The sequence below is a fragment of the Pseudonocardia asaccharolytica DSM 44247 = NBRC 16224 genome (assembly GCF_000423625.1).
Taxonomy (GTDB): Bacteria; Actinomycetota; Actinomycetes; order Mycobacteriales; family Pseudonocardiaceae; genus Pseudonocardia; species Pseudonocardia asaccharolytica.
This window is the reverse complement of record NZ_AUII01000013.1, coordinates 55,048-80,391: the sequence shown is the minus strand read 5'-3', so window position 1 is coordinate 80,391 and position 25,344 is coordinate 55,048. Positions and strand designations below refer to the sequence as shown.

31 protein-coding genes, 1 tRNA gene and 2 pseudogenes are annotated in these 25,344 nt (G+C 72.4%); 23 read left to right on the top strand and 11 right to left on the bottom strand.

Annotation, left to right across the window (positions count from 1 at the left end; translation table 11 throughout):
- Positions 1-115: 115 nt before the first annotated feature.
- The gene (locus tag G567_RS0115550; protein ID WP_028930710.1) at positions 116-379 is read right to left on the bottom strand and encodes a hypothetical protein; all 264 of its coding nucleotides are present in this window, start codon (positions 377-379) and stop codon (positions 116-118) included.
- 51 nt (positions 380-430) lie between these two features.
- Here G567_RS0115550 and G567_RS0115545 point away from each other — a divergent pair, with 51 nt between their 5' ends.
- Positions 431-1,198, top strand: coding sequence for a maleylpyruvate isomerase family mycothiol-dependent enzyme (locus G567_RS0115545; protein ID WP_028930709.1), 768 nt, complete (start codon positions 431-433; stop codon positions 1,196-1,198).
- Between the two features lie 26 nt (positions 1,199-1,224).
- Here G567_RS0115545 and G567_RS0115540 read toward each other — a convergent pair whose 3' ends face one another.
- A complete protein-coding gene (locus G567_RS0115540) occupies positions 1,225-2,670 on the bottom strand; it encodes an MFS transporter (protein WP_028930708.1) in 1,446 nt (481 codons plus the stop codon).
- A 79-nt stretch (positions 2,671-2,749) separates the two neighbouring features.
- Here G567_RS0115540 and G567_RS0115535 point away from each other — a divergent pair, with 79 nt between their 5' ends.
- On the top strand, positions 2,750-3,478 hold the full coding sequence (locus tag G567_RS0115535) for a TetR/AcrR family transcriptional regulator (protein WP_028930707.1): 729 nt from the start codon (positions 2,750-2,752) through the stop codon (positions 3,476-3,478).
- On the opposite strand, the gene G567_RS0115530 is transcribed toward G567_RS0115535, so the two are convergent.
- The 3 genes from G567_RS0115530 to G567_RS29190 are packed head-to-tail and all read right to left on the bottom strand — an operon-like array spanning position 3,468 to position 6,694.
- Positions 3,468-3,980, bottom strand: a complete 513-nt coding sequence (locus G567_RS0115530) for a GNAT family N-acetyltransferase (RefSeq protein WP_245585664.1) — start codon at positions 3,978-3,980, stop codon at positions 3,468-3,470. The two genes, G567_RS0115535 and G567_RS0115530, sit on opposite strands and share 11 nt — an antisense overlap.
- 53 nt (positions 3,981-4,033) lie before the next feature.
- Positions 4,034-5,674: an alkaline phosphatase D family protein gene (locus tag G567_RS0115525; RefSeq protein ID WP_037057393.1), complete on the bottom strand. Its 1,641-nt coding sequence runs from the start codon at positions 5,672-5,674 to the stop codon at positions 4,034-4,036.
- Between the two features lie 9 nt (positions 5,675-5,683).
- On the bottom strand, positions 5,684-6,694 hold the full coding sequence (locus tag G567_RS29190) for an ROK family protein (RefSeq protein WP_051233138.1): 1,011 nt from the start codon (positions 6,692-6,694) through the stop codon (positions 5,684-5,686).
- Positions 6,695-6,763: 69 nt separating this feature from the next.
- Between G567_RS29190 and G567_RS36880 the strand changes: the two are divergent.
- Positions 6,764-7,015, top strand: a pseudogene (locus G567_RS36880) (hypothetical protein); the annotation flags it as partial.
- Between the two features lie 533 nt (positions 7,016-7,548).
- Here G567_RS36880 and G567_RS36245 read toward each other — a convergent pair.
- The 4 genes and pseudogenes from G567_RS36245 to G567_RS0115500 form a co-directional block, all read right to left on the bottom strand.
- On the bottom strand, positions 7,549-8,298 hold the full coding sequence (locus G567_RS36245) for an ABC transporter permease (protein ID WP_051233136.1): 750 nt from the start codon (positions 8,296-8,298) through the stop codon (positions 7,549-7,551).
- Positions 8,295-8,795, bottom strand: a complete 501-nt coding sequence (locus G567_RS36875) for an ATP-binding protein DrrA1-3 family domain-containing protein (protein ID WP_307724131.1) — start codon at positions 8,793-8,795, stop codon at positions 8,295-8,297. The genes G567_RS36245 and G567_RS36875 overlap by 4 nt, the downstream gene beginning before the upstream one ends.
- A 58-nt stretch (positions 8,796-8,853) precedes the next feature.
- Positions 8,854-9,081, bottom strand: a pseudogene (locus tag G567_RS36870) (ATP-binding cassette domain-containing protein); the annotation flags it as partial.
- A gap of 212 nt (positions 9,082-9,293) precedes the next feature.
- On the bottom strand, positions 9,294-9,929 hold the full coding sequence (locus G567_RS0115500) for a PadR family transcriptional regulator (RefSeq protein ID WP_028930704.1): 636 nt from the start codon (positions 9,927-9,929) through the stop codon (positions 9,294-9,296).
- A gap of 115 nt (positions 9,930-10,044) precedes the next feature.
- On the opposite strand from G567_RS0115500, the gene G567_RS0115495 reads away from it, so the two are divergent.
- Genes G567_RS0115495 through G567_RS29165 form a run of 4 tightly spaced genes read left to right on the top strand, consistent with a single transcriptional unit; the run spans position 10,045 to position 12,976 of the window.
- Positions 10,045-10,461 (top strand): PE domain-containing protein, encoded by a 417-nt coding sequence (locus tag G567_RS0115495; RefSeq protein ID WP_028930703.1) that lies wholly within the window; start codon positions 10,045-10,047, stop codon positions 10,459-10,461.
- Positions 10,458-11,054 (top strand): DUF3558 domain-containing protein, encoded by a 597-nt coding sequence (locus G567_RS0115490; protein ID WP_028930702.1) that lies wholly within the window; start codon positions 10,458-10,460, stop codon positions 11,052-11,054. The genes G567_RS0115495 and G567_RS0115490 overlap by 4 nt, the downstream gene beginning before the upstream one ends.
- 21 nt (positions 11,055-11,075) lie before the next feature.
- Positions 11,076-12,374 (top strand): PPE domain-containing protein, encoded by a 1,299-nt coding sequence (locus G567_RS34310; RefSeq protein WP_028930701.1) that lies wholly within the window; start codon positions 11,076-11,078, stop codon positions 12,372-12,374.
- A gap of 47 nt (positions 12,375-12,421) precedes the next feature.
- Entirely contained in the window at positions 12,422-12,976 is a 555-nt protein-coding gene (locus G567_RS29165) for a PadR family transcriptional regulator (RefSeq protein ID WP_051233134.1), read from the top strand.
- 6 nt (positions 12,977-12,982) lie between these two features.
- Here G567_RS29165 and G567_RS0115475 read toward each other — a convergent pair whose 3' ends face one another.
- Positions 12,983-13,321: a hypothetical protein gene (locus G567_RS0115475; RefSeq protein ID WP_147200999.1), complete on the bottom strand. Its 339-nt coding sequence runs from the start codon at positions 13,319-13,321 to the stop codon at positions 12,983-12,985.
- A gap of 204 nt (positions 13,322-13,525) precedes the next feature.
- Here G567_RS0115475 and G567_RS0115470 point away from each other — a divergent pair, with 204 nt between their 5' ends.
- From G567_RS0115470 to G567_RS32205, 16 genes are all read left to right on the top strand, one after another.
- Complete coding sequence (locus G567_RS0115470; protein ID WP_028930699.1) at positions 13,526-14,512, top strand: FecCD family ABC transporter permease; 987 nt, start codon at positions 13,526-13,528, stop codon at positions 14,510-14,512.
- Positions 14,509-15,357 carry an ABC transporter ATP-binding protein gene (locus tag G567_RS29160; protein ID WP_245585663.1) on the top strand — a complete coding sequence of 283 codons (849 nt, stop codon included), beginning with the start codon at positions 14,509-14,511 and terminating at the stop codon, positions 15,355-15,357. Before G567_RS0115470 ends, G567_RS29160 begins: the two co-directional genes overlap by 4 nt.
- A gap of 40 nt (positions 15,358-15,397) precedes the next feature.
- Positions 15,398-16,432 carry an ABC transporter substrate-binding protein gene (locus tag G567_RS0115460; protein WP_028930698.1) on the top strand — a complete coding sequence of 345 codons (1,035 nt, stop codon included), beginning with the start codon at positions 15,398-15,400 and terminating at the stop codon, positions 16,430-16,432.
- A complete protein-coding gene (locus G567_RS0115455; protein ID WP_028930697.1) occupies positions 16,429-16,935 on the top strand; it encodes a hypothetical protein in 507 nt (168 codons plus the stop codon). Before G567_RS0115460 ends, G567_RS0115455 begins: the two co-directional genes overlap by 4 nt.
- Positions 16,936-17,039: 104 nt before the next feature.
- Complete coding sequence (locus G567_RS0115450) at positions 17,040-17,312, top strand: DUF1876 domain-containing protein (protein ID WP_028930696.1); 273 nt, start codon at positions 17,040-17,042, stop codon at positions 17,310-17,312.
- 52 nt (positions 17,313-17,364) lie between these two features.
- Complete coding sequence (locus G567_RS0115445; RefSeq protein WP_028930695.1) at positions 17,365-18,555, top strand: Tm-1-like ATP-binding domain-containing protein; 1,191 nt, start codon at positions 17,365-17,367, stop codon at positions 18,553-18,555.
- Positions 18,552-19,385, top strand: a complete 834-nt coding sequence (locus G567_RS0115440; RefSeq protein ID WP_037057391.1) for a phosphoenolpyruvate hydrolase family protein — start codon at positions 18,552-18,554, stop codon at positions 19,383-19,385. Before G567_RS0115445 ends, G567_RS0115440 begins: the two co-directional genes overlap by 4 nt.
- A gap of 13 nt (positions 19,386-19,398) precedes the next feature.
- On the top strand, positions 19,399-19,833 hold the full coding sequence (locus tag G567_RS0115435; protein WP_028930693.1) for an SRPBCC family protein: 435 nt from the start codon (positions 19,399-19,401) through the stop codon (positions 19,831-19,833).
- 206 nt (positions 19,834-20,039) lie between these two features.
- Positions 20,040-20,114, top strand: a tRNA-Ile gene (locus G567_RS0115430).
- A 188-nt stretch (positions 20,115-20,302) separates the two neighbouring features.
- Positions 20,303-20,557, top strand: a complete 255-nt coding sequence (locus tag G567_RS0115425; RefSeq protein ID WP_028930692.1) for a hypothetical protein — start codon at positions 20,303-20,305, stop codon at positions 20,555-20,557.
- A gap of 48 nt (positions 20,558-20,605) precedes the next feature.
- A complete protein-coding gene (locus G567_RS0115420; RefSeq protein WP_147200998.1) occupies positions 20,606-20,830 on the top strand; it encodes a hypothetical protein in 225 nt (74 codons plus the stop codon).
- Complete coding sequence (locus G567_RS32210; protein WP_147200997.1) at positions 20,827-21,471, top strand: DUF2637 domain-containing protein; 645 nt, start codon at positions 20,827-20,829, stop codon at positions 21,469-21,471. Before G567_RS0115420 ends, G567_RS32210 begins: the two co-directional genes overlap by 4 nt.
- Positions 21,468-21,785, top strand: a complete 318-nt coding sequence (locus G567_RS0115410) for a hypothetical protein (RefSeq protein ID WP_028930690.1) — start codon at positions 21,468-21,470, stop codon at positions 21,783-21,785. Before G567_RS32210 ends, G567_RS0115410 begins: the two co-directional genes overlap by 4 nt.
- Positions 21,782-23,938, top strand: coding sequence for a UbiA prenyltransferase family protein (locus G567_RS29150; protein WP_147200996.1), 2,157 nt, complete (start codon positions 21,782-21,784; stop codon positions 23,936-23,938). Before G567_RS0115410 ends, G567_RS29150 begins: the two co-directional genes overlap by 4 nt.
- A 64-nt stretch (positions 23,939-24,002) precedes the next feature.
- On the top strand, positions 24,003-24,215 hold the full coding sequence (locus G567_RS35545) for a hypothetical protein (RefSeq protein ID WP_211223941.1): 213 nt from the start codon (positions 24,003-24,005) through the stop codon (positions 24,213-24,215).
- Positions 24,216-24,292: 77 nt separating this feature from the next.
- Positions 24,293-25,012 (top strand): DUF732 domain-containing protein, encoded by a 720-nt coding sequence (locus G567_RS32205; RefSeq protein ID WP_051233128.1) that lies wholly within the window; start codon positions 24,293-24,295, stop codon positions 25,010-25,012.
- A gap of 80 nt (positions 25,013-25,092) precedes the next feature.
- Here the strand turns inward: G567_RS32205 and G567_RS0115390 are convergent, their stop codons facing one another.
- Positions 25,093-25,344, bottom strand: a complete 252-nt coding sequence (locus tag G567_RS0115390; protein ID WP_037057421.1) for a hypothetical protein — start codon at positions 25,342-25,344, stop codon at positions 25,093-25,095.

Below are 25,344 nucleotides of genomic sequence, written 5' to 3'. Positions count from 1 at the left end.
GGGCGATGGCGGCCAAAATTTAGTTTGGCATCCTAGTATCGGACGTACAAGCTTTGTCCGGATAGAGGCGATCGGCGTCACTCCGCCCGGTCGGCGACCAGGTACGTGCGGGCGATCAGGCGTCGCGGTTCTCGCCGGGTGCGGCATCGGTGGCAGACGGCGAGACCGGATCCGGTTCCGCGGTCGCCCGGCGCGCCGCCGGCCGGCGCGAGACACTCGAGGCGAGCGCCCCGAGCACGGCGAGTGCGCCGCCGGCTCCCGCGACGACGACCGGCCCGGCCGCCGGGTGGACGGCGAGCAGCACGAAGGCGACCAGCGGCCACCACACCAGGGCCCGCAGGGGGCCGCGCAACGACCAGCCAGCACGCTCGGACACCATGGCTGCTCGTACCCGGTTTCCTCCCCGGCAATGCGTCGGTAACGTCGAGGTGTGACCGATCTGGACCTCGACCATCGCGCCGCGTTCATCGAGCAGACCGCCCTGTTCGCGGAGCTGACCCGCGACGCCGACCCGGAGGCGCCGGTCCCGACCTGTCCGGGATGGACGATCCGGAACCTGATCACGCACGTCGGCCGCGGTGAGCGCTGGTCGGCGACGATCGTGCGGACCGGGGCGACCGAGCCGGTCGATCCGCGCACCGTCGCCGACGGGAAACCACCCGCCGATCCGGAGGGCGCCGCGACCTGGCTGCGAACCGGGGCGGCGGAGCTGCTCGCCGCCGTCGACGAGGTCGGGGCGGACGCCCCGGTCTGGACCTTCACCGGGCCACGGCCGGCCGAGTGGTGGATCCGGCGCCGGTTGCACGAGGTCATCGCGCATCGCGCCGACGCCGCGCTCGCCCTCGGTGCCCGCTACGACCTGGCGCCCGGACTCGGCGCCGACGCCGTGTCGGAGTGGCTGAGCCTGCTCACGGTGCCGCGCCCCGGCGCCGACGGGGCGCCGTTGCCCCCCGGCGCCACGATGCATCTGCACGCCACCGATGAGGGCCTCGGCGCGGCCGGCGAGTGGATGGTGCGGCCCGCCGACGAGCTGATCGCCTGGGAGCACGGGCATGCCAAGGGCACCGTGGCGGTCCGCGGTGCGGCGAGCGACCTCTTCCTCACCCTGCTGCGGCGGATCCCGGCGGAGTCCCCCCAGGTGGAGGTCCTCGGCGACCGCGAGGTCCTGATGCATTTCCTCGCTCACACCTCGTTCTGACGCCCACCCGCGAGTGTCCGGGGTGCTCAGGTCTCGGGCCGGGCGCGGCGGGGCAGCAGGACGGCGAGCGCACCGGCGGCGAGCACGGCCCCCGCGGCGCTCCACAGCACCGCGCGCATCCCGCCCGTGAAGTCCCCGGACGCGGCCACCTGGAAGAACACCGTCCCGAGCACGGCGACCCCCGCCGAAGCGCCCAGCTGCTGGTTCGCATTGAGCACCCCCGAGGCGGAGCCGACCATCGGCAGGGTCACGCCGGCGAGCACGATGTCGAAGAACGGCGCGATGAGCAGCCCCATGCCGAGTCCGCACACGACCAGCGCCGGCGCCAGTTGCCAGCCGGTGACCGGCCCGTCGGCGAGGTCGAGGGTGGCGATCACCCCGACCATGCCCACCGCCATGACGACCGCGCCGGCCTGGATCACGGCGCGCCCGAAGCGGTTGGCGAGCACGGCGCCGGACAGGGCCGCCCCGGCGGCCACGCCGAACGCCCATGGGGCGAGGGCCAGTCCGGCCCGTAGCGGGGAGTAGCCCAACCCGATCTGCAGGTAGAGCCCGATGGTCAGGGTCAGGCCGGTCATTCCGGCGAAGAAGACCAGCCCGACCACGAGGCCGCCGCGGAACGCCGGGTTGTGCAGCAGCGCGGGTTCGACCAGCGGCGAGCGGCCGGCCCGGACGCGCCGGATCTGGTGCCTGCCGAACAGTGCGAGTACCGGAACCGCCGCGGCGAGCAGCGCGAACGTCCACCACGGCCAGCCGAGTTCGCGACCCTGCACGAGCGGGAAGATGACCAGCAGCAGACCGGCGCTGACCAGCAGCATGCCCACCGGGTCGAGTCGAAGCGCGGTTTCCGATCGCGACTCGGGCAGCACGCGCCACGCCAGCGCCAGGCAGGCGAGCCCGATCGGCACGTTGATCAGGAAGACGGTCCGCCAGCCCGCGCCACCGACGTCCCAGCCGATGAGCGCCCCGGCCAGGATGGGTCCACCGACCGCGGCGAGCCCCATCGCGGGACCGAACGAGCCGAACGCGGCACCGAGTTCCCGGGGCGGGAAGGTCGCCTTGACGATGCCGAAGCCCTGCGGGATGAGCACGGCGCCGGTGAGGCCCTGCAGGATCCGGCAGGTCACGAGCATCGCGGGGGAGACGGCGAGCCCGCACAGCGCCGACGTCGCGACGAAACCGACAAGGCCGATGAGGAAGACCCGGCGCCGGCCGTAGCGGTCGCCGAGCCTGCCGCCGGTGACCAGGCCGACGGCGTAGGCGAGCGTGTAACCCGCGGCGATCCACTGGATCATGGTCGATCCGCCGCCGATCTCGTTCTCGATCGACGGCGCGGCAACGGCGACGACCGTGGCATCGAGCAGATCCATGATCTCGGCGGTGAGGACGGCGACGAGCGCCAGCCAGCGCCAGCGAAAGGGCGGCGCGTCGAGGGCGGGGTCGGCGGGCGCGGGGGTGTGCAGGTCGGACATGGAGACCTCGCTCGAACGGTGTTCGTTGACGAACAGCGTTTTAGTAACGAACGGCGTTCGTGTCAAGTAGGGTCCCGGTATGACCGCGGCGCCCGATGCTGTTCCCGAGCCCCCGTGGCGGACCCCGCGGAAGGCCGTGCCCGCCCGCCGTCAACTGAGCCGCGAGGTGATCGTCGAGGTGGCGCTGCAAGTGCTGCGCGCCGAGGGCATCGACGCGGTGAGCATGCGTCGGGTGGCCACCGAACTGGGGACCGGTGCCGCATCGCTGTACGCCCACATCGCCAACAAGGACGAGCTGCTCGAGCTCGTCTTCGACGAGGTCGTGGGCGAGGTCCCCGTCCCCGAACCAGACCCGCGGCGCTGGCAGGAGCAGGTCACGCAGCTGTGGAAGGACTCGCACGCCGCGCTGGCCCGGCACGGCGACATCGCCAGGGTCGCGCTCGGGACGGTGCCGCTGGGCCCGAACGCGCTGCGCGTCTCCGAGGCGACGATGGCGCTGCTGCGGCTGGGCGGGGTGCCCGACCAGACCGTCGCCTGGGCGGTCGACGTCGTCGGCCTCTTCGTCGCCGCGAACGCGGTCGAGGGCGCTGTGCACGTCGACCGGCAGCGCGCGGGTCGCGACCCGCGGGCCTACTTCGAGCAGGTCGGCCGGTACCTGAGCGAGCTGCCGGCCGACCGGTTCCCCACGATGGCCGCGCTGGCGCCGCTGATGCTGCAGGGCAGCGGCGAGGAGCGCTTCGTCTTCGGGCTGAACCTGCTGGTCGAGGGGCTTGTGGCCCAGGCCGATCGGGCGCGTACTACCCGATGAACTCCTCGCGCAGCAGATCCATCAGCAAGGCGTCGTGCCAGCTGCCGTCCGTGCCGCGCTCGTAGCGGCGCATCACCCCGACGGGCTCGAATCCCACCCGCCGATAACTGCGAATGGCGCGTTCGTTGTGCGCCGCGGGGTCGATGACGATGCGGTGATGGCCGCGGCGGTTGAACAGGTATCGGATCAGGGTGCGCATCGCGTCGGTACCGAGGCCCTGGCCGTGTGCGTCCGGATGCAGCGCGATGTCGAGGCCGGCGTGCCGGTAGTCGGGGTCGTTCTCCTCGTAGAAGATCACCAGCCCGATGACCTCACCGGCCAACTCGACGGCGTAGCCGTGCGGACCGAGCAGTTCGCGGCGGACCCGTTCGAGGTCGTAGCCGCCCCACCAGCGGGCGACTTCGGGGTGGTGCAGGATCTCGATGAACGCGGCGACGTGCTGCGGGCCGGTCGGGCGCAGCACAACGGTCTGGCCGGCCAGCGCGTCGCTGCCCGTGGTCACCGTTGGCTCCGTACCGCGCAGCGGCGCGGGCGCGCCGGGGGAGTGGCCGCCGGTCATCCGGCGCTCAGCTCGTGGCGGGCGACCGTGTGCAGCGATGCCGCGCTGTGCGGCTGCTCGAACAGGACCTCGGCGCGGCGACCGTCCACGAGCAGGGTCGCGATCGTGTTGCCGAACAGCGGCCCGCCCCGCCGCTCCCAGCGCACCCCGGGTGCGGGGATGCCGGCACGGCGGGCCATGCGGCGGGTCAGCCGGGTGGTGGCCGGTGCCCAGCCGAGCTGGAAGCCGGCCTCGAGCACCCGCGGGACGCGGTTGTGCACGGGCGAGCAGGTGAGCTGGTGGACGGCGGTGTTCCCGGCGTGCCCGGAGTGGGCCAGGTGCGCGCGGGCGGCGTAGCTATGGTGCACGTCACCGGACAGTACGCTGACCGTCGCCGGTCGCGGCGCCCCGCCCCGGCCGGCCGAGACGTCCTCGACGAGCCGGGTGAGTCGGTCGAAGGACGTCCGGAACGCGGGCCAGTGCTCCAGGTCGGCTCGCTGGCGGATCCGCTCGGCGAGCCGCCCGCGCCACCCCGGGCGGTCGGCCGCGGCCTCGTTGAGGGTCTCCAGGTCGCTGATCGCGGGCGGCAGCAACCAGGGCACCGAGGTGCCGAGGATCAGGTGGTCGACCTCGCCGGGCGCCAGCGCCTGGTCCTCCACCCAGCCGAACTCGCCGTCGCCGAGCATGCGGCGCCCGCCCTCGAGGATCCGGCCGTTGCGCGAGTCGATCATGACGAGCCGGCTGCGGCCGAGGTCCCAGCGGAAGCTGAACCGGACTCCCTTGGATCCGTCGACCTCGGCATCGGCACGATCGCCGAGCCCGGCCAGCACCGGCCAGACGTCCCCGCCGCGTCCGGTGATCTTGCGATAGTCCGGGTCGGCGGCCAGCTCGCCGGGGGACAGGTTGCCCAGGTGCTGGTACACCCAGTAGGACGCCAGCGCCGCCCGGATCCGGTGGCGCCACCAGGGCACGCGCGCCATCTCCTGCCGCCAGCGGGCCGAGGTGTTCCAGTCGTCGCGCACGTCGTGGTCGTCGAAGATCATCGCGGTCGGGACCGTCGACATGATCCAGCGGATCTCCGGGTTGGCCCAGGAGTCGCGATACAGGCCGACGTACTCGGCGAAGTCGACGATCTCGTCGGGGGGCCACTCCGGGTGCATGTCGCGGCGGTCCGCGATACGCCGGCGGGTCTGCGGGGTGAGCTCGTCGGCGTAGACCTGGTCGCCGAGCAGCAACAGGGCGTCGGGCCACTCCGCGACCGGGCGCCGGGCCATCCGGGCAGCGTAGGCGTCGAGGGCGTCGAGACCGTACCGGGCGGCGTCCTCGGGGTCGGACATCTTCACGTACCGGCAGGAACCGAACACGATCCGGTGCCGGCCCGCCGAGGCCGGCCCGCGGGTCGGGATCACGCTGCCGGGGAACGGCGACGCCGGCGGCGGCCAGAGCCGGGAGCCGTCGACGTACACCTGGTACGGGGTGCGGGTGTCGGGCAGCAGACCGGTGACGACGACCAGCGCGAAGTGGTGACCGGCGATCTCGAAGGTGTCGGCGGCGCAGCCCAGCACCTCCACGCGGGCCGCCGCGTCGGTCTGCACCCAGACCACGGCGGTGGTCTCGTCGACGTGCCGCAGCACCGGGCCCAGCAGCAGGGACACCATCGCGACACCTTACGGGGTGCCGGCGTGCCGTCCGGGCCTGCTCGACGCGGCGTGCTCCAGGCCCAGCAGCGCGGCGCCGACCACACCGGCCTCGGCGCCGAACGTGGCCGGCCCGATCGGCACGACCCCGCGCACCCCGGGCGCGTAGGCGAACTCGCGGGCGGCGGCACGGGCCGGGGCGAGCAGCAGGTCGCCGGTCTCGACCAGCCCACCGCCGATGACCACGGCCTCCAGCTCGAAGATGTTGGCCAGCGAGGCGATGCCCACCCCCAGCCAGCGGCCCAGCCGGGTGAACAACGCCTGCGCGGTGGGGTCGCCCTGCCGCGCCGCGCGCGTGACGGTCTCGCCGGTCACGGTCCCGCCGGGCTCGTCGCGGGCCAGGGTCGCGATGAGCCCGTCCGGATCGTCGGCGGCCGCGTCCCGGCCCATTCGGGTCAGCGCGGTTCCCGAGGCGAGGGCCTCCAGGCAGCCATGGTTTCCGCAGCCGCAGCGCGGCCCGTCCGGGTCGACGACCATGTGGCCGAGCTCGGCGCCGCGGCCGGTGGGCCCACGGTAGATCCGGCCGCCGAGCAGGACACCACCACCCACCCCGGTCCCGACGGTCAGCAGCACCATGTCCCGGAGGCGGCAGGCACCCAGCCGCGCCTCGGCGAGCGCGGCGACGTTGGCGTCGTTGTCGACCACGGTGGGCAGGCCGGTGGCGTCCTCGAGTTCGACGCGCACCGGCCAGTCGCGGTAGGCGCTGTTGGGTGCCCAGCGGATCAGGCCGTGCGGCCATTCGACGAGGCCTGCCGCTCCGACCCCGATGGCCAGCACTTCGGGGTGGTCGGCGTGCAACCGCTCGGTGATGCCCAGCAGGGTCTTGCCCGTCGTCGTCGTGTCGGAGTGCTCCGGTGTCGGCCGGGTGAGTTCCGCGATGACCGTCCCGTCCTCTCGCACGACCGCGCCGGCGATCTTGGTGCCTCCGATGTCGAGGCCGATCGCCCGGCGTTCGCCCGTCCGGTGCCCTACGCTTGTCATCCCCGCAGCATCCCGCACCCGGTGACCGGGCGGGGTTTGCCACCCGAGCGGCTCGGGAAGGGAGTCATCATGTCAGTCCTGCGTCGTGTTGCCCGACCCATGCTCGCCGCCATCTTCGTCTCCGGTGGGATCAACGCCCTGCGCGCGCCCGAGGGGCACGTCGCGGCGGCCAAGCCCGTGCTCGACGCGGCGTCACCCGCGATCGACAAGATCGTGGAGATGGCCCCCATCGAGCAGCGGCCCTCCGACGAGACCCTCATCAAGGCCGAGGCCACGATCAAGGTCGCCGCCGGCTCGCTGCTCGCGCTGGGCGTGCTGCCCCGGATCTCCGCGGCCGTGCTGGCCGGCACCCTGATCCCCACGACGCTGGCGGGTCACCGGTTCTGGGAGATCCACGACGAGGCCGAGCGGCAGGCCCAGCGGATCCAGTTCATCAAGAATGTCAGCCTGTTCGGCGGGCTGCTCATCGCCGCCGCCGACACCGAGGGCAGGCCGTCGTTGGCGTGGCGCGGCAGGCGGGCGGCCCGGCTCGCCGCCGCCGCGGCCGCCACGCAGGCGGATGCGGCGACCGAGTTCGCGCACGAGGTCTCCGGGCTCGCCCACGAGGTCTCCGAGCGGGCCGGCGAGGTCTCCCGCGAGGCGCAGCGGCGCCGGGAGCACCTGCAGAAGTTGGTGGAGAAGCGCGGCGCCGAGTGGCGGAAGGCTCTCGAGGAGCGCGCCGCCCACTGGCAGACCGAGGCCGGCCACCGAGCCAAGGCGTTGCGCAAGGAGGCCGACAAGCGGCAGGCCGCGTTCGCCGCGTGGGAGAAGCAGGCGCACAAGGCGCTGGCCGGGGCCCGCCGGAAGCGCCCGGGCTATGCCGAGCAGCTGTCGTCGCTCGCGGCCGAGGCCGCCACGCAGGCCGCGAAGCTGCGCGGCGACCTGGCCGTTCGGGCCCACGAGCTGGGTGTCGTGGCGGAGGGGGCAGCGCGCGACGTCCGCAAGCGGGTCGCCGCGGTGCACTGATCCCTCGGCTCGGGCCCGTCACACCGAACGCTGGTAGCGGAGGACAGGAACGACAGCGGCAGCATGAGCGTCGTCGAGAACCCGATCAGCGACTCGCGGGTGCGCAGCAGCAGCGCCATCCCGTCGGACAGCGACCCGAACGCGGCGGCCAGCAGCATCGCGGCCGCCAGCAGGACCAGCACCCCGAGCATCCCGCCGTCGAACCGGGCGCCCGCGATCAGCGCGATCACGATGATGATCACCGACTGGATCACCGTGGTGAACCCGTTGTAGACCACCGACGAGGCCATCAGCGCGCCGCGGCTCACCGGTGAGGACAGCATCCGGTCCATCACGCCGCGATCGATGTCCTCGTTGAAGGCCATGCCGCTCCAGCCGCTGGAGAACAACACGGTCATGATCACGACGCCGGGCGCGAGGAAGTCGAGGTAGGAGTCGGCCCCGAACCCCGGCAGCTGCACGATGCCCGAGAACAGCTGCCCGAACAGCAGCAGCCAGATCAGTGGCTGCACGAGCGTGACGACGAACACCGGCTGGCGGGCGAATGCGCGCAGGCTGCGGCCGGTGAGATGGGCGGTGTGCGGGACGAGGGTGCTCATGCCGCCACCAACGTCCGGCCGGTGTGACGCAGGTAGACATCGTCCAGCGACGGTCGGGCCACGGTGATCGCCGCGACCGGCACGCCCGCCTGTTCCAATGCGGCGAGGAACGCCGGGACCGCCTGGGCGCCGTCGTCGACGCGGGCCCGGAAGATCCGCGCCTCGCCGGTGATCTCGCGGGCGCCGGCTCGGACCAGCACGGCCTCGGCATGCGCCGGGTCGGCCTCCGGTGCGAGCTCGACGACGACCGCGTCGCCGCGCAGGCCGCTCTTGAGCGTGTCGGGGGTGCCGGTGGCGACGACTCGCCCGCGGTCGACGATCGCGACCTGGTCGGCGAGCTGGTCGGCCTCCTCGAGGTAGTGCGTGGTGAGCAGGACCGTCGTGCCGCCCCGGGCGAGGTCGGCGATCTCCGCCCACATGTCGGCGCGGGCGGCGGGATCGATCCCGGTGGTCGGTTCGTCGAGGAACAGCACCGGCGGGTGGTGGATCAGCCCCATCGCGGCGTCGAGCTTGCGGATCGGTACCGGACCTCTGGGTGACGACCCCGATGCTGCGCCGGACCTCGGCGGCGGCGGAGACCACGTCGAGACCCGCGACGCGGGCCTGTCCCGTGTCCGGGAAGGTGAGCGTGGTGAGGATCTTGACGGTGGTGGACTTGCCCGCGCCGTTGGGGCCGAGCAGGCCGAACACGGTGCCGGGCGCGGCGCTGACGGACAGGCCGTCGAGGGCGGTGACCTCGCCGTAGCGCTTGGTCAGGCCCTCGACGCTGATCGCCGGTTCCATACCGGCCCCTTCTGTCGGAGGCCGGTCCGCGCCGCGGCTATCGTGAACGTGCGCCTGGGTTCGTCCGCGTGCGGAGCCGACCTGGGAGGTGGTCCCGGCCGGGTGTTGCCGCACCCGGCCAGGGCCTCTTTGCGAGTGCGAATATCCGATGATGAGTATCTGACGACGAACGTGATGCCGTCAAGAATGGTGTCACAATGACGTCGTTGGTGTCAGCGGCCGAAGATGTCGGCGTTGCTGGGGAACTCGCCCGACTCGTGCACCCGCCGCCAGAACTCATAGCCCTCCATCCGGCCGTCCGCGACCTCGTCGATCAGTGCCTCGACGAACGTCAGTTCGGCGCGGGCCTGGGTGATCCGGTACTCGAACTCGATCGAGAACAGCCGGGGAAGCCCCTGCTCGGCGGATCGTGCCAGCGCCGACTCGCCCGCTGAGATCTCCATCGTCAGCCGGTGCGCGCGCAGCTGCAGCAGGCCGAGCACCTCGTCGGGTGGGAGCCCGGCAAGCAGTGACAGGGCGGCCTCGAACCGGGTGTACTCCTTGACCGGGACGGAGATCAGCTCGCTGAGCCAGTCGGCGAACTCGGTCCGGCCCGGTTCGGTGATCCCGTAGATCGTGCGCTCGGGGCGCCGGCCCTCCTTGAGGGTCTCGATGGCCTCGATCAGCCCGTGCTTCTGCAGGGATTCGACCACGGAGTAGAGCGACCCGTAGTTGAGCTTGATGCTCTCCTCCTTGGCCCGCGCGCGCAGCGTCGAGGCCATCTCGTACGGGTGCATCGAGCGCTCGGTCAGCAGCGCCAGCACCGCCAGGGCCAGGGGGTTGGACACCTTCCGCTTGGTCACGGTCACCCTTCCTCATGGTATTCGAGATCGAGTATTCGCGAGGGAGAAGGTGGGGGTCAAGCTGCACCGAGTCGGTTGAAACGGCCCCGCGGAACCGGGTGGTCCTGCGACGATGCCGACCATGACGGGACCGCGGGATGTCGCGATCGATCGGGTGTTCGGGTTGGGGCCGGTGCGGGGCCGGGAGGCCGAGCGCCGCATCCTGGTGGCCCTCGCCACGCCGGGCTCGGGTCCGGTGGCGCCCGGGACGTTGGTGGTGGATCCGGAACGCGCGCAGCGGTGCATCGACGAGTTGGGGCAGATCGTCAAGGATCTCAGGAAGACCGCGTTGCCCCAGCTGCGCCGCGCCGCGCTCTCTGCACCCAGTGAGGATGCCGTCAGCGTGAACATGGCGCGGAATGCGGCCGAGATGACGAGGCGTGCCGACGCCTACGTCGCGGCCTGGGCGAACCAGATCGAAGCCACCCAGCAGGCGCTGCGCGAACAGCTGGAGGCCTATGTCCAGGCAGAGCAGGCGAACCGCGCGGAACGGGCATGAGCCGGGTGATCCGCCTGCTGGCGACGGCGACGTTGCTCGTCCTGACAGCGTGCGGCGGGTCGGCGACCGACGGTGCCGCTTCGGCGACAACATCTGGAACCGTGCCGTCGGCGTCGCCGACTGCGGCGGCGCCGACGTCCACGATGCACGCCCCGCGGGTGCGGAATCCCAAGGATGCCCGCGGAATCGCGGCCTGCGATCTGCTCACCCGAGCACAGCTCGTCGACCTCGGTCTGCAGCCGGACTCGGCGCGGCCGGCCCACAGCAGGGTCAGCAAGGACTGCACCTGGGAGACCGACGACGGCAATGTTGCGGGCGTGCTGATCGCGACCGACGCGATCACGAGCGGGCTCGAGAGCACCTACCTCCGTCGCGACGAGTTCGCGGTTTTTGAGCCTGGCGAGGTCGCTGGCCGTCCTTCCGTCCGCGCCAACCTCAACCCGGGTCCGTTCTGCGAACTGTGGGTCGGGGTCGCCGATGACCGGTTGCTGTGGGTGGACGGGAACGTCGGGGTTGGTTCATTACCGGACCCCTGTGAGCGGTCGCGGCGGATGGCCGAGGCGGTGTTGTCGAACCTGCCGCCGCTGAAGTGAGTATTCGGGAGGAGATTCTCGGTGACCGACTATCCGCAGACCGAACTGCCGTTCCACACCTGGTCGCTTCAGGAGATCCGCGATCCCGTCCTGGCCGGGCCCGGCAGCGGGGTGCTGGAGAACGCGGCCGCCGTCTACACCGTGCTGGCGGAAACCCTGGAGAAAGCGACCGATGATCTGAGCGCGGTCCTTCGCGCCGCGCAGGCCGCGCACGAAGGGGTGGCGGCGGACGCGAGCGCCCAGCACATCATCCAGATGACCGCCGCGGGACAGACCGGGGCGGCACAGGCCCGGCTGGCGGCGATGGCGTTGGAGGACCAGGCCGCCTTCCACGCCCGGGTTCACAACGACATGGCGGCACTCACCGATGTGGACCGTCCGGAGAACCGGACGCCGGCCGACGGACAGCGGGAGGAGGCGCGGGTGGCGGCGGTCGATGCGGCGGAGCGTTACCAGAGCAACACCAACCACAATCTCACCGCGACGTTTCAGGCCTTCGAGCCGCCGCGCGCCCCCGTCCCGGATGTGCGCACCGGTCCGGGGACGTCGAGCCCACTGTGGCCGGCAGCCGGAGCCGGGGATGGCGGGCCGGCGGCCCAGCCGGGTGTGGCGGCTCCGGTTGCACCGGCGACCGGCGGCGCCCCGGGAGGTGCCGGTGCCCCGAGCTCTGCCGGCGGGGCCGGAGCCGGAGGGGGCGGCGTCGCGAGTGGCGGCGGCGTTGCGAGCGGTGCTGGTACGGGCGCCGTCCCGCCGCCGATCACACCGGCTCCGTCGGTTGCCCCTTCGGGCTCGTCGGCGGGGGGTGGGCATCGAGAACCGGAATCACGCTTCCGATCCGACCGAGCGGCGCCCGGGCCGCTCAACCCGCACAACGCGCCTCCCTGGTCTGTGCCTGGGTCGGGCCTGACCGGACCGTCGGTCGGGACACGGCAGGCGGTCGACGGGCTCCGGCCCGGCGGGCCGGGCGGCCGGGCCTGGAGTCCCCGGCTGTCCGGACCGGCCGGTGAGGGCTCGGCCGCGGGTTCGGGACCCGTGCGAGGCAGCGGACCGGGAAGCGGTCTGGCGGCGCCGAAACCCCTCGGCAGCTCCGGCCCGACGGGGGACGTCGCGCCGGTCCGCAACGCCGGACCCGCACCCCGCACGACCGCGGGCCATGCCGGAGTTCCGATGATGCCGCCCGCCGCGGTGGGCCGCGGTGGTCGCGCCGAACACTCCCGGCCGTCGTGGCTGGTCGAGGACGATCCGGACGGGATCTGGCTGGCGGATCTTCCGCCCCACACACCGGGCGTGATCGGCGGGGACCCGGCGGGCGCCGACTGACGGTCCGGGGCCGCAGCCGCGCGGGCGCCGACGGCTAGCGTGGACGCATGTCCGGCGGCGATTCCTCGCTCACCCTCACCGAGGGCGCGGTGCTGGGCCTGCTCGTCCGCCGGCCGAGGCACGGTTTCGCCCTCGCCCGCGAGTTCGATCCCGGGCAGCGCATCGGGCGCGTCCTCACGGTTCGGCGTCCGCTCGTCTACCGCGCCCTCAACAACCTCGAGGCGCGTGGCCTCGTCGTCTCCGGTGAGCCCGAGTCGACGCCGCTGGGCCCCTCGAGGTCGCCGAAACAGGTGACCGTAGCCGGTCGCGTGGCGCTCGACGACTGGCTCGCCACACCCGTTCGTCATGTCCGCCATGTTCGGCTGGAGCTGCTGCTCAAGCTGGCCCTGCTGGACGATCTGGGGCGGAGCGTGCGGCCGCTGCTCGAGGCGCAGCGCGACGCGCTGGCCCCGGTCCACCGGGCGCTGACCGAACCCCGTCCGCCCGAATCGGGATTCGACGCACTGCTGGGTATCTGGCGGACCGAGACCACCAGTGCCGTCATGCGGTTTCTCGACGAGGCCGTCCGGCTGTACTGCGACCGGCCGTCGGAACTTCGATAGGGACGGTCAGTCCGCCACGTCGTCCGCCCTGCGGACCTCCCACCCCTGCTGGTCGATCGTCGCCCGGACCCGGTCGATGCGCACGCAGTGACCGCCCCGCAGATCGATCAGCTCGCCGGCCGGAACCTCCACGATCTGGGAGTCGGAGCGGCGGCGCCCGCGCACGCTCGGCACCGGCCCCCTGGACACGTTCTCCACCTGGGCCCACCCCGTGAAATCGCTGGTGCACAGCTCCATCCCGGGAGTGATCGCGGCCAGGAACGCCTCCGTGCTCGGAAACGTCTGCGCGCTCGGGGCGGGGTTCGGCTCGGTGGGGGTGGTGCTGGTGCTGGTGCTGGTGCACATCGGGGCCTCCTGCGTCGATGCGTGGACGACGACCATCCGGATCTGGTCCCCGCCCGGGTCACCTACTAGTCTCAACTAGACTACTACTAGTCACATTGAGACTTCTAAGACCTTCGACGGAGAGCCATGCAGGTTTCACCCACGACGGACTCCCGTCGCGGCGAGTCGCGTGCGCCGGCTCCCCGTACCTCCACCCGGATACGGATGTTCCTGCTGTTCGCCGGCCTCGTCGCGATCGTCCTCGTGTCGTTCCCGCTCGGGCCGTTCGCCGTCGACACCGGAACGGTCTTGCGGGTCCTGATCGCCAAGGTGACCGGAGCCGGGCACGGCGCCGGCGCGGTCGAGGAGACGATCGTGGCGCAGGTCCGGCTGCCGCGGATCATCGGCGCCGTCCTGGTCGGCGCGGGGCTGGCGGCCGCCGGAGCCGGCTACCAGAGCATGTTCCGCAACCCGCTGGTGTCGCCCGCGATCCTCGGGGTCTCGGCGGGCGCCGGTTTCGGCGCGGCGCTCGGGTTGCTGGCCGAGCTGCCGTGGCCGGCGATCCAGGCGATGGCGTTCGTGTTCGGGCTCGTCGCGGCCGCGCTGGCGCTCACCATCGCGCGGCTGCTCGGCCGCGGATCGACGGTGGTGCTGGTCCTGGCCGGTGTCGTGGTCTCCACGTTGTTCCAGGCCTTCATCTCGATCACTCAGTTCATGGCCAACCCCGAGGACACGCTGCCGTCGATCACGTTCTGGCTGATGGGTGGTCTGGGGCGGATCCGGTCCGAGGACCTGATCGGGGCCGCGGTGCTGATCGTGATCTGCCTGGCCGCGCTGTACACCGTCCGCTGGCCGGTAACGGTGCTGGCCGCGGGCAGCGACGAGGCGAGCACCCTGGGCGTCAACCGGGCCCTCACCTGGGCGGTGGTGATCGGCGCGTCGACGCTGCTGACCGCAACCGCCGTCAGCCTCGCCGGCATCGTCGGCTGGGTCGGTCTCGTCGTCCCACATCTCGCCCGGATGATCGTCGGGCCCTCGTTCGACCGGCTGCTCCCGGCCGCCGTGCTGATGGGCGCCGGGTTCCTCGTGCTCGTCGATGACGTCGCGCGCAGCGCGTCCACCATGGAGCTGCCGCTGGGTGTGCTCACCGCCGTGATCGGCGCCCCCTTCTTCGTCCTGCTGCTCGCCCGGGTCCGGAGTCAATGGTCGTGACGCACAATCCGTCCCCCCCGGCCCTGGAGGCCGCAGAGCTCGAGTTCGCCCACTCCGGCGGCCGGCACCGGCTCGCCGGGATCGGCCTGCGCATCGAACGCTCCGAGGTGGCCTGCCTGCTCGGCCCCAACGGTGCCGGCAAGACGACGCTGCTGCGCTGCCTGCTGGGGTTGCTGACCCCGAGCCGCGGGACCGTGCGGCTGGCCGGGGAGGACCTGGCCGCGCTTCCGGCCCGGCAGCGGGCCCGTCACGTCGCCTATGTCCCGCAGTCGACCGCCACGACGTTCCCGTTCACCGCGCTGGACATCGCCGTCATGGGGCGCACCCCGCATCTGCCGGCGGGACGGACGCCGACCCCGGCGGACCGCGCGACGGCGCTCGGTGTCCTGCAGGACCTGGGGGTCGGTCATCTCGCGGACCGGTCGATCGCACAGTTGTCCGGGGGCGAACGATCCCTGGTCCTGATCGCCAGGGCACTGGTCCAGCAGGCGCACGTGCTCGTCCTCGACGAGCCCACCGCGGCGCTCGATCTCGGGAACGCGCGGCGGGTGCTCGACGCCGTGGCCCGGCTCGCCCGCTCCGGGCACACGGTCGTGATGACGACCCACCAGCCCGATCACGCCCTGCACTACGCCGACCGGGCGATCCTGCTGTCCGACGGGCGGCTCGTCGCCGACGGAGCCCCGGACGTGGTGCTCACCTCCGAGCGCCTCACGCAGGTGTATGCCACGCCGGTCCACGTCGGCACCGTCGCGTTGCCCGGGCAGCCCGTTCCGACACCGGTATGCGTGCCCGTCCTGTCTGACCCGGCCGTCACCCCCGAGACATCCGGCTCGGTCTCCTGATCCGGCCGCCTCCCCACCCCCGAAACAGAAGGCCCCGTCCATGAGAACCTCACGCCTGGCCGCCGCGCTGGTGGCCGTGCTCGCCCTGATCCTGACCGGCTGCGGGTCCGGCGCCGCGACGGCCACCGCCGGCGACACCCGGACGATCACCGATATGAACGGCCGCACGGTCGAGGTCCCGGCCACGGTGAGCCGGGTGGTGACGCTCGGGGCGGTCCCAGTGATCAACAGCTTCCTCTTCGCGCTCGGCGAGGGCGAGGTCATCGTCAACGGCCTGCCCGACTTCGCCCGCAATCCGCGCTGGAAATACCAGTACGTCTTCGCACCGCAGATCGAGCAGCAGCCCGTCACCCAGTCCGCCGACCGCCAGCCGTCGACGGAGAAGATCCTCGACCTGAAGCCCGACGTCGTGCTGACGATGCACAAGGAGGACGCGGAGCCCCTGGAGAGGCTCGGACTGAAGGTCGTCACCCTGAAATGGCGCGACCCCGAGGACGTCACCAAGGTCGTGGACCTGCTCGGCCAGGTGCTCGACCAGCCCGAGCGGGCTCGCGCCTACACCGGGTACTTCGACCGGTCCCGCCGGCAGATCGCCGACGCGCTCGCCGCGGTCCCGGCCGCGGACCGGACCTCCGCGCTGTACCTGTCGCACAAGGCGATGACCCGGCCGCATCTGATCGCCGAGTGGTGGATCACCCAGGCCGGCGGCCGCAGCGTCACGGAAGGCTCCGAGCAGGAGTCGCTGAAGCTGAACATCGAGCAGATCCTCGCCTGGAACCCGCAGGTCATCTTCGTCAGCAGCTCCGCCGAGATCACCGCGGTCATCGAGGACCCCAGGCTCGCCGGGGTCGCGGCGGTGCAGAACAAGCGGGTGTACGCGACGCCGATCGCCGCGCACCTGTGGGGCAACCGCACCAGCGAGCAACCGCTGACCGTGTTGTGGGCGGCCAAGCAGCTCTACCCCGACCAGTTGGCGGGCCTCGACCTGGCGGGCGAGGTCTCGCGGTTCTACTCGGAGATCTACAAGACCGAACTCGACAATGCGCAGGTCGACGAGATCCTCGCCGGGCTGTGAGCCATCGGCTGCGGATCGGGCTGGCCGGATGCCAGGCCGGGCTCGAACCGCTCCCGTTGCCGGAGGCGATGGCGTTCCTGGAATCCGCCGAGACGAGGGGACTCGACGGCGTCTGGGTCAACGAGGAGATCGCCAGCCTGTGCGAGTTCGCACCGGGCCGGGTCGCGGTGGGCGTGGCGCCCCACCGGCCCGGCCCGTACACCGACGCCTTCGGTGCGCCCGGCGAACGGATCCGGAAAGATCTTGCCGCGCATCTGGACCTGGTGCGGCGGCTGCTGCGCGGGGAGGTCGTCGACATCGACGCCGCCCCGCGCGACTGCCGAGGCCGGCATGCCCCTGGTCCAGCACTACATCCAGGCGCCGGACGCCGTGCTGCGGGCACGCAGGCGGGCAGGCGGAGGAACTGTTCGGCACGGAGACGATCAAACTCAACCTCGGGTGGATGGGCACCGTACCGGTCGAGAGCGTGCGCGCAACGGCCCGGCTGCTCGTCGATGAGCTGATTCCCGCGGTCTCCCGCCCCGGTCATCGACGAGATGCGCCGGGAAGGGATGTCGGCGGGGGCCGATCGGCGCATCCTTGTCCCAGCACAGGGAGGTGAGTCGCCATGCCCACCGTCGGATGGCATATCGAGGTCGAGTTCAAGGAGGACGAGCGCGACGTCAACACCGCGGCCGCGCTGCTGCTGCGGCTGCCGGACGGAACCGAGCTGCGAGCGCGCGGACAGGCCAAGCGCAATCCCGCGGACCCGGCGCAGCCCCGCATCGGCGAGGAGATCGCGGCGGCGAGAGCGTTGTCGGACCTCGTGCACCAACTGCTCGACAAGGCCGCGAGCGAGATCGAGGCGGTGACCCACCGGCCGGCGCATCTGCGGACCTGACCGACGGCCTGGGCTGCTCGTGCCGGAACCGAACGTGCGCTAGAAAGCCCTCATGGGCCTCGCGTATGTCATCGGCACGTACGACACCAAGGGCGCCGAGCTGACCTACGTCGCGGATCTGGTGCGCGGGGCGGGGGGCGACGTCGTGACCGTCGACGTGTCCACGACCCGGTCGGGCCCGGCCGCCGACGTCAGCGCCGAAACCGTTGCCGGACACCATCCGGATGGCGAGGCGGCGGTGTTCACCGGTGATCGTGGCAGCGCCGTGGCCGCCATGTCGGTGGCGCTCGAACGGTTCCTGTCCTCCCGCGACGACGTCGCCGGTGTGCTCGGTCTCGGCGGCTCCGGCGGGACCGCGTTGATCACCCCGGCGATGCGGGCGCTGCCGGTGGGGATCGGGAAGGTCATGGTATCGACCGTCGCGTCGGGGGACGTCGCGCCTTATGTCGGGGCGGCGGACGTCGCGATGCTGTACTCGGTCACCGATGTCGCCGGGCTGAACCGGATCTCCCGCAAGGTGCTGGGCAATGCGGCGCACGCCCTGGCCGGGATGGTCACCCACGAGATCCCGGACGCGGCGGACCTGCCCGCGGTCGGGCTGACGATGTTCGGGGTCACCACACCGTGCGTGACGGCCGTGACCAAGGCGCTCGGCGAGCTGGTCGACCCGCTCGTCTTCCACGCCACCGGCACCGGCGGCCGCGCCATGGAGAAGCTGGTGGACGACGGCCTGGTCAGCTCCGTGCTCGACATCACCACCACCGAGATATGCGATCTGATCGCGGGCGGCGTGATGGCCGCGGGGGAGGACCGGCTGGACGCAATCGCCCGCCGCCGGGTGCCCTACGTGGGGTCCTGCGGGGCGCTGGACATGGTCAACTTCGGCGGTCGCGCCACGGTGCCCGCCCGGTATGCCGACCGGCTGCTGTACGTGCACAACCCGCAGGTGACATTGATGCGGACCAGCCTGGACGAATGCGTCGCGATCGGGCGGTTCCTCGCCCGCAAGCTCAACGCGTGCGAGGGGCCGGTGTGGTTTCTGCTGCCCGTCGGTGGGGTCTCCGCGCTCGATGCGCCGGGTCAGCCGTTCTGGGACCCGGACGCCGACGAGGCGCTGTTCGCCACCCTGGAGAGCGAGGTCCGGCAGACCGAGCACCGCAGGGTCGTCCGGGTGCCGCATCACCTCAACGATTCGGAGTTCGCGGCCGCGCTGGTGGCCGCGTGGCAGGAGGTGCAGAAGTGAGGTTCGCGCGCGCGGAGCTCGTCGAGCGGTTCGCGGACATGGCCCGCCGTGGCGAGCCGATCGTCGGCGGCGGCGCCGGCACCGGCCTTTCGGCCAAATGCGAGGAGGCCGGCGGCATCGACCTCATCGTCATCTACAACTCCGGGCGGTACCGGATGGCCGGGCGCGGCTCGCTCGCCGGGCTGCTGGCCTACGGCAACGCCAACGAGATCGTCGTCGAGATGGCCGCCGAGGTACTGCCGGTGGTGCGGCACACGCCGGTGCTCGCCGGGGTGAACGGCACCGACCCGTTCATGATCACCGATCGGTTCCTGCGCGAGCTGGCCGACCTCGGCTTCGCCGGGATCCAGAACTTCCCCACCGTGGGGCTCATCGACGGGATGTTCCGGGCCAATCTCGAGGAGACCGGGATGGGCTACGGGCTCGAGGTCGACCTCATCGCCGCCGCCCGGGCCGCGGACCTGCTCACCACGCCGTATGTGTTCTCCGCCGCCGACGCCCACGCGATGACCCGGGCCGGCGCCGACATCGTCGTCTGCCACATGGGGCTCACCACCGGCGGGTCGATCGGCGCCGAGACCGCGAAATCGCTCGACGACTGTGTCGCGCTGATCGACGAATGGTCGACGGCAGCGCTCGAAGTGCGTGAGGATGTGCTCGTGCTCTGCCACGGCGGGCCGATCGCGATGCCCGACGACGCGGCCTACGTGCTCGAACGCGCCAGGCACTGTCACGGCTTCTACGGCGCCTCCAGCATGGAGCGGCTGCCCACCGAGACCGCGCTCACCGACCAGACCCGAGCGTTCAAGACCCGCCTGTCCCGTACGTGACCAAGGAGGATTCATGCCCCGTCCCTACGCGAGCGCCGTCATCCCCGCCTCCGCCGACCAGGTCTGGCAGCTGGTCCGCGACTTCGACGGGCTGCCCGGCTGGCACCCGGCGATCGCGACCAGCGAGTTGACGGCCGGCTCCGCCGCCGAGGTCGGTGCGATCCGGAAGCTGACCCTCGGCGACGGGGCAGTGGTCGTGGAGCGGCTGCTCATCCTCGACGACGCCGACCGCCGCTACACCTACGAGTTCGTGGATAACCCGTTCCAGGTGCGCCGCTACGTATCCACGATCCGGGTCGCCCCGGTGACCGACACCGGTCAGGCGTTCGTCGAGTGGTGGTCGGAGTACGACGCCGACGGCGCCGCCGAGGCGCAGTTGACCGAACTGTTCGCCGGCAACGTCTACGCCGCCGGCCTCGCCGCCCTCCAGAAGCGGTTCGCCACCTGACCCCGCGAGTCGCGGTATTTCCGTGCGCGAGTCGGGGTGTTTCTGCGACCGAGTCGGGGTAAACCGGTGCGCCAGGTGGTCGGATCGCCGCGACTCGGCAAGCCCGTGGCGCGACCCAGGATCGAGCCGGACGACAAGGTCGCGTCGGGGCTTTCGACGGGTGAGTCTGTTTCGCCGATCTGGCGGGTCGCTAGGCTCGCCCCACCGGGGCGGTAGCTCAGCTGGTCAGAGCAGCGGACTCATAATCCGTCAGGTCGTGGGTTCGAGCCCCACCCGCCCCACGTCAGACGCGGTTTCCCGACCGCCGAACCAAGATCATGCCGCGGAAATGCCGCGCTGATCTTGCGCGAAGGTAGGTGTTGCTCCCCGTGCGTCCCCAGCCGCGCCGCGCCGCGCCGCTACCGTCCGCGGTGTGCCCGTTGCAACTTTCACACAGGCTATGCGAAGGTTTGGCCGTGCGAGCCGCCCGGTGAGCGAGACGCTCTGGGGCGTCGAGGACGTCGCGCGGGAGATGGGCGTAGGCCTGGACTCCGCACGGTATCGCCTCCGCGTCCTGCGTGACCGCGGCCACCTCACCGCGACCTACGGCCCGCACGGCGCGCTCCTGTACCGCCCCGTCGAGGTCCGCGCCGCGTGGTCCCGCCTACCCGGGCAGGGCCGCCGCACCGATCTGCGGCGGGGCAGGGAGCGCGACGATGCAGGACCGCCCGCCGGTCGCACGTAGGACCGAACCGCCCACCCGCCCGCACGGCCACCCTGGCGGGGGTGTGTGGTGATCCGCCGCCTCTTCCGCGCCGCCCGCCGTGTCGGTGGCGCCGTGTCGGAGCGGGTCGCGCTCATCCACTACCGCGCCGCCGGCGGCATCGTGCGCACCTACCGCATGTCCGCCTGGTATCTGGACGTGGAGGTCCACGGCGGTGCCCTCGTTCTCACCAACGGGCACGGCGAGCAGCTCCGCATCCCCGTCGCCGCGCTCTTGACCTTGGAGATCCGGTGACTCGCCGGGACGTGGTGATGTGGGCGGGGCTGGCCGTGGTGCTCGCCGCGGCTGCCGTGCTGTCGTTCCACGCGCTGCGGGACCTCGCCGTAGCGGCAGGCATCCCGGCGCGCCTGGCGTGGCTGCTGCCGATCGCGGTGGACGCCGGGGCCGCGGTGTCGTGCGCGACGTGGCTGTCGCGGCGCGCACCGGCCGATGCCGCCCGGGTCGCCCGCGGCATGACGTGGGCGCTGCTGGCGTGCACGGTGGCCGGCAACGCGGCCGTCCAGGGCATGCACGCCGCCGCAGTGGTGCCGCCGTGGTGGGTGGCCGTGGTGGTGGGGGCGATCCCGCCCGCCGTGGTCGGCGGGACGGTGCACCTGGCGGTGCTGGTCGGGCGCGGGTCGCCCCGGCCGGTGGACGTCGCCGCCGCCGAGGAGACCGCCGAGCCGGGGGCCACGCTCGACGTCGCGCCCGCGACCGCCCGGCCGCTGGCGGTGGTGCCACCCGCGGGCGAGCAGGCGGGAGACGACGTGGACGGGCGCGCGGCCGCGCTGGTGGCCGAGGGTGCCGGCCGGCGGCGTATCGCGCGCGAGCTGGAGATCACCGAGCACGAGGCGCGGCAGCTGCTCGCCCGCCTGCGCGACCGGGTGGCGTCGTGACCCCGGGTGAGGTCCTCGCCGCGTTCGGCGGGTGGGCGTCGCTCGCCGTGCCGGTGGCGCTGATCTGGGGCCGGGGGCGGTGCCGGCACCCGCACCGCGGACCGGTCGGGACCGGGCTCGCGGTCCGGGACCACGACCGGCAGGCCGCGCCCGTCGCGCCCGGCGGACCGGTCGTGGTGGTGGTGCGCCACGAGCATGTGGTGACCGTCCGGCACGTCCATGCCGCCGGGTCGCTCCCGGTCGGGGCCGTGCGCCCGCCGGTGGTGGTCGACGGTGAGGTTCTCCCGCCGGTCGGGCGGGGGTGGGTGCGGTGACCGTGGCGCGCCGCCCCGAGTCCGAGCTGGTGACCGTGCGACCACCGGCCCGGCAGCGGGTCACCGCGACCCTGACCAACGTGCGGGTCCGCGCCGCCGTGGTGACGCGCCGCCAGGCCTGGACGGCATGGCGGGTGGCGCGCCAGGTGCCGGCCAGCGTGGCGCTGCTGCTCGCCTGGTCCCCCCGCGGGCTCGCCCGCATCACCGCGGCGTGGGCCCGCTACCTGCGCGACCACGACACGGCGCAGCTGCGCGCCCACCACGCCGGCGCCCGCGAGTCCGCCGACTACGAGCGCGTCTCCCGGGCCCGCTCCGCGAACCTGACCGCCCGGCTGATGGTCAACGGCACGGCCGTCCTGGCGGTGTTGGGAGTGGTGCTGGCCTGGACCGCGCCGCGCGCGCTCGGGGTGCTGCTCGCCGGGCTGGTGTTCGTGTGGACGGTGAAGCTGATCCCCGGGCGCGGGCTCGCCGAGCTGGTCGCCGCCGGTGGACTGGCGCTGCTGGCCTACCTGGCGACGCCGTGGCTGGCGACCACGGTCCCGGTGCCGCCCGGATGGCTGTGGTGGCTGGCCGGGGCGGTGGCGGTGCTGGTGCTCGGCTGGGTGGGCCGCCCGCGCGCCCGCCCACTCGTCACCCTGCCCGGGGTCGCGGAGGGTGGCCGCGTGCCGCCGCTGACGGCGCCGATGGTCACCGAGGCGCTGTGCACGCTGGGCAACTCGAAGATGCGCGAACCCGACTCCATCCGCCTGCTCACCGACCCGCACCGCCACGGCCCCGGCGTGCAGGTCGACCTGGAGCTGCCGCCCGCCGTGCCCGCCTCGTTCGTGCAGGGCAAGCGGGAGGAGTTCGCCGCCGCCCTGCGCCGCGAGCTCGGCACGGTCTGGCCCGCCGTCGGCACGCGCCACCCCGGACACTTGGCCCTGTTCGTGTCGGACCAACCGCTTGCGTCGGCGACGCAGGAGCCGTGGCCGCTGCGTCGCCGCGGCGAGGTCGACCTGTTCGCGCCCGTCCCGGCGTTCACCGACCAGCGTGGCGCGTGGGTCGGAGTCACCCTCGCCTACAGCAACATGATCATTGGCGCGGTGCCGCGCATCGGAAAGACGTTCGTGCTGCGCCAGTTGCTGCTCATCGCTGGCCTCGACGTCACCGCCAAGGTCATCGCGCTCGACGGGAAGGGCACCGGCGACCTGTCGGCGTGCGCGCACTTCGCCCACGTCTACCTGCGGGGCGCCCGCCCGGACCGGCCCGAGCAGATCGCGCAGGTCCTCGACACGGTGCGCTGGCTCCGCAAGGAGCTGGGCCGCCGCGCGGATATCATCGACGCGCTGCCGTTCGACCAGTGCCCGGAGTCGAAGGTGACCGCCGAGCTTGTGCGCGCCCGACCCGACCTCGACCTCGGACCGATCGTCGTAGGCATCGACGAGACGCAGTCGTACTTCTCCTACGGCGACGACGGCAACAGGGACCACAAGGCCATCCGGCAGGAACTGCGGTCCGGCGTCACCGAGCTGGTCAAGCTGGGCCCGGCGCTCGGCATCATCGTGCTGCTCGCCACGCAGCAGGTGAACGACGCGACGATCCCCACCTCGATCGCGAACAACGCCGTGATCCGATTCGCGATGAAGCTGGAGGGGCACGAACCCAACGACCGGATCCTCGGCACCGGGAGCTACAAGCGCGGCATCGACGCCACGATGTTCGACCTCGACGACAAGGGCATCGGCTACCTCAAGGCCGACGGGGCGGCCCCGCGCATCGTGCGCTCGGTGTACGGGCTGGACGCGCCGGCCGCGAACGAGGTGGCGCTACGGGCGCGGGCGCTCCGCGCAGGCGTCGGGATGCTCACCGGCGCCGCCGCTGACGACGAGCCGGTGTTCGTGGTGCTCGACGAGGTGGCCGATGTCGAGCGCGTGCTCGCCGACCGCAGCCGACCGACCGCGCACCTCGTCGAGCTGGTCGAGTGGCTCGGCGAGCTGCGCCCGGAGTACGCCGGCCTGGACGTTGACGAGCTGGGCAAGCGGCTGCGCAACCGCGGCGTGCAGGTCCGAAAGGTCAAGGTTGCCGGGCGCACGACGAGCGGGGTCCGGGCCGCCGACCTGCGGAAACACGACGACGGCAACGCGGGCGATCCCGGCAACCTGGAGGACGAATGAGCCGTATCCGCAGGTCACGCGGTTGCCGGCGCGGGTTGCCGGGCGTCAACCTCGGTTGCCCGTCGTGACGTGGTGGGTCGTCGCCGTCGTCGCGCTCGGCCTGTACGCGATCGAGTGCGTGGTCTGGCCGTACCGACGCTGCCACTGGTGTTCGGGCAGCGGCCGGTGGCGGTCGCCGATCACCCGCAGCTATCGCGACTGCGGGCGGTGTGGAGGCGACGGGCAGATGGTCCGGTGGGGCCGGCGCGCGTACGAGGCGGTGCGGCCCCCCTGGTGACGATCCGGTCACGGGTCGTAACACGACATACCCGACGCGCGACGATCAGATACCCGCCCTGAACCGTTCGGAGCGCCATGATGTCGTCTGACCCTGCCCCCGACCAGCCGCGCCGCCCGGCGCGTCGCAAGCCGTGGCTGATCGGGCTCGCCGTCATCGCTGTGCTCGCCGCGGCGGCGACCGCGGGCACGCTGCTGCGGACCACCGGTGCCGCGGCGCCATCGGCCTCACCGGCGGCGTCGCCGACGTTCCCGCCGCCGTGGACGCCGACCGACCCGGGGCAGCGGTTCCTCCGGGACGTGCTCGACACGCCGGGGCTGAGCACGGACATGCCGCATAGCGAGATCATCGAGCTCGGGCGGCGCATGTGCGATGCGATCGGTACCCCTGGGGTCACTCGTGAGGTCCTCGTCGGGGCGATGGGGACGACGAAGTTCGGGCCACAGGTGGCCGAGGTTCTGGTGGCTGCTGCGGAGCGCTCGTACTGCCCGGAGAGGTCCTTCTCGACGGCTCCGGCGGTCGCGTGGACGCCGGAGCCGACCGCTGCGGCCGCGGCGGGTCCGCGGACGTCGGTCTCGGACGGAATCTACGAGGTCGGCCCAGACATGGCGCCGGGCAAGTACAAGACGCCGGGCCCGGGAGTGGGGGGCTCGTGCTACTTCGAGGTCTCGGACGGCAGCGGGAGCCTGTCGGGGATCGACCACAACGACAACATCTCCGGGCCCGGCGTCGTGACGTTGAAGAATGGGAAGTACTTCAAGACCAACGGCGGCTGCACCTGGTCGAAGGCCAGTTGACACGGAACAGCGCCCCTCGCCGTTGGGGGGAGCGGGTGAGGGGCGCTGTGCCCTGCTGGGGAGCGGACCGACTCAGGCTCTCAGACGCGGTTGGAGCGCTTGGCGTAGCCGGCCACGAACGCCAGCAGTGGCGGCACCAGCGCCAGCAGCAGCGTCTGTAGCCACGGCGGGAGCCCGCCCAGCAACGTCGGCTGGTCCTGCACCGCGTTGAGCAGCGCCACCCCCACGCTCGCGGCGAGCGTGACCAGCGTCGACGCCCACACCTTGGCCTCCACCACCGCCGGCGGGGCGTGGTCGGGGGCGTCGTCGCCCACCCAGGAATGCTCACCCAT

Coding starts and splice junctions, on each gene's coding strand:
- G567_RS0115550 (WP_028930710.1), bottom strand. CDS start 379: ATGGTGTCCGAGCGTGCTGGCTGGTCGTTGCGCGGCCCCCTGCGGGCC.
- G567_RS0115540 (WP_028930708.1), bottom strand. CDS start 2,670: ATGTCCGACCTGCACACCCCCGCGCCCGCCGACCCCGCCCTCGACGCG.
- G567_RS0115535 (WP_028930707.1), top strand. CDS start 2,750: ATGACCGCGGCGCCCGATGCTGTTCCCGAGCCCCCGTGGCGGACCCCG.
- G567_RS0115525 (WP_037057393.1), bottom strand. CDS start 5,674: ATGGTGTCCCTGCTGCTGGGCCCGGTGCTGCGGCACGTCGACGAGACC.
- G567_RS29190 (WP_051233138.1), bottom strand. CDS start 6,694: ATGACAAGCGTAGGGCACCGGACGGGCGAACGCCGGGCGATCGGCCTC.
- G567_RS36245 (WP_051233136.1), bottom strand. CDS start 8,298: ATGAGCACCCTCGTCCCGCACACCGCCCATCTCACCGGCCGCAGCCTG.
- G567_RS36875 (WP_307724131.1), bottom strand. CDS start 8,795: ATGGGGCTGATCCACCACCCGCCGGTGCTGTTCCTCGACGAACCGACC.
- G567_RS0115495 (WP_028930703.1), top strand. CDS start 10,045: ATGACGGGACCGCGGGATGTCGCGATCGATCGGGTGTTCGGGTTGGGG.
- G567_RS0115490 (WP_028930702.1), top strand. CDS start 10,458: ATGAGCCGGGTGATCCGCCTGCTGGCGACGGCGACGTTGCTCGTCCTG.
- G567_RS29165 (WP_051233134.1), top strand. CDS start 12,422: ATGTCCGGCGGCGATTCCTCGCTCACCCTCACCGAGGGCGCGGTGCTG.
- G567_RS0115475 (WP_147200999.1), bottom strand. CDS start 13,321: ATGTGCACCAGCACCAGCACCAGCACCACCCCCACCGAGCCGAACCCC.
- G567_RS0115470 (WP_028930699.1), top strand. CDS start 13,526: ATGTTCCTGCTGTTCGCCGGCCTCGTCGCGATCGTCCTCGTGTCGTTC.
- G567_RS0115460 (WP_028930698.1), top strand. CDS start 15,398: ATGAGAACCTCACGCCTGGCCGCCGCGCTGGTGGCCGTGCTCGCCCTG.
- G567_RS0115450 (WP_028930696.1), top strand. CDS start 17,040: ATGCCCACCGTCGGATGGCATATCGAGGTCGAGTTCAAGGAGGACGAG.
- G567_RS0115445 (WP_028930695.1), top strand. CDS start 17,365: ATGGGCCTCGCGTATGTCATCGGCACGTACGACACCAAGGGCGCCGAG.
- G567_RS0115435 (WP_028930693.1), top strand. CDS start 19,399: ATGCCCCGTCCCTACGCGAGCGCCGTCATCCCCGCCTCCGCCGACCAG.
- G567_RS32205 (WP_051233128.1), top strand. CDS start 24,293: ATGATGTCGTCTGACCCTGCCCCCGACCAGCCGCGCCGCCCGGCGCGT.
- G567_RS0115390 (WP_037057421.1), bottom strand. CDS start 25,344: ATGGGTGAGCATTCCTGGGTGGGCGACGACGCCCCCGACCACGCCCCG.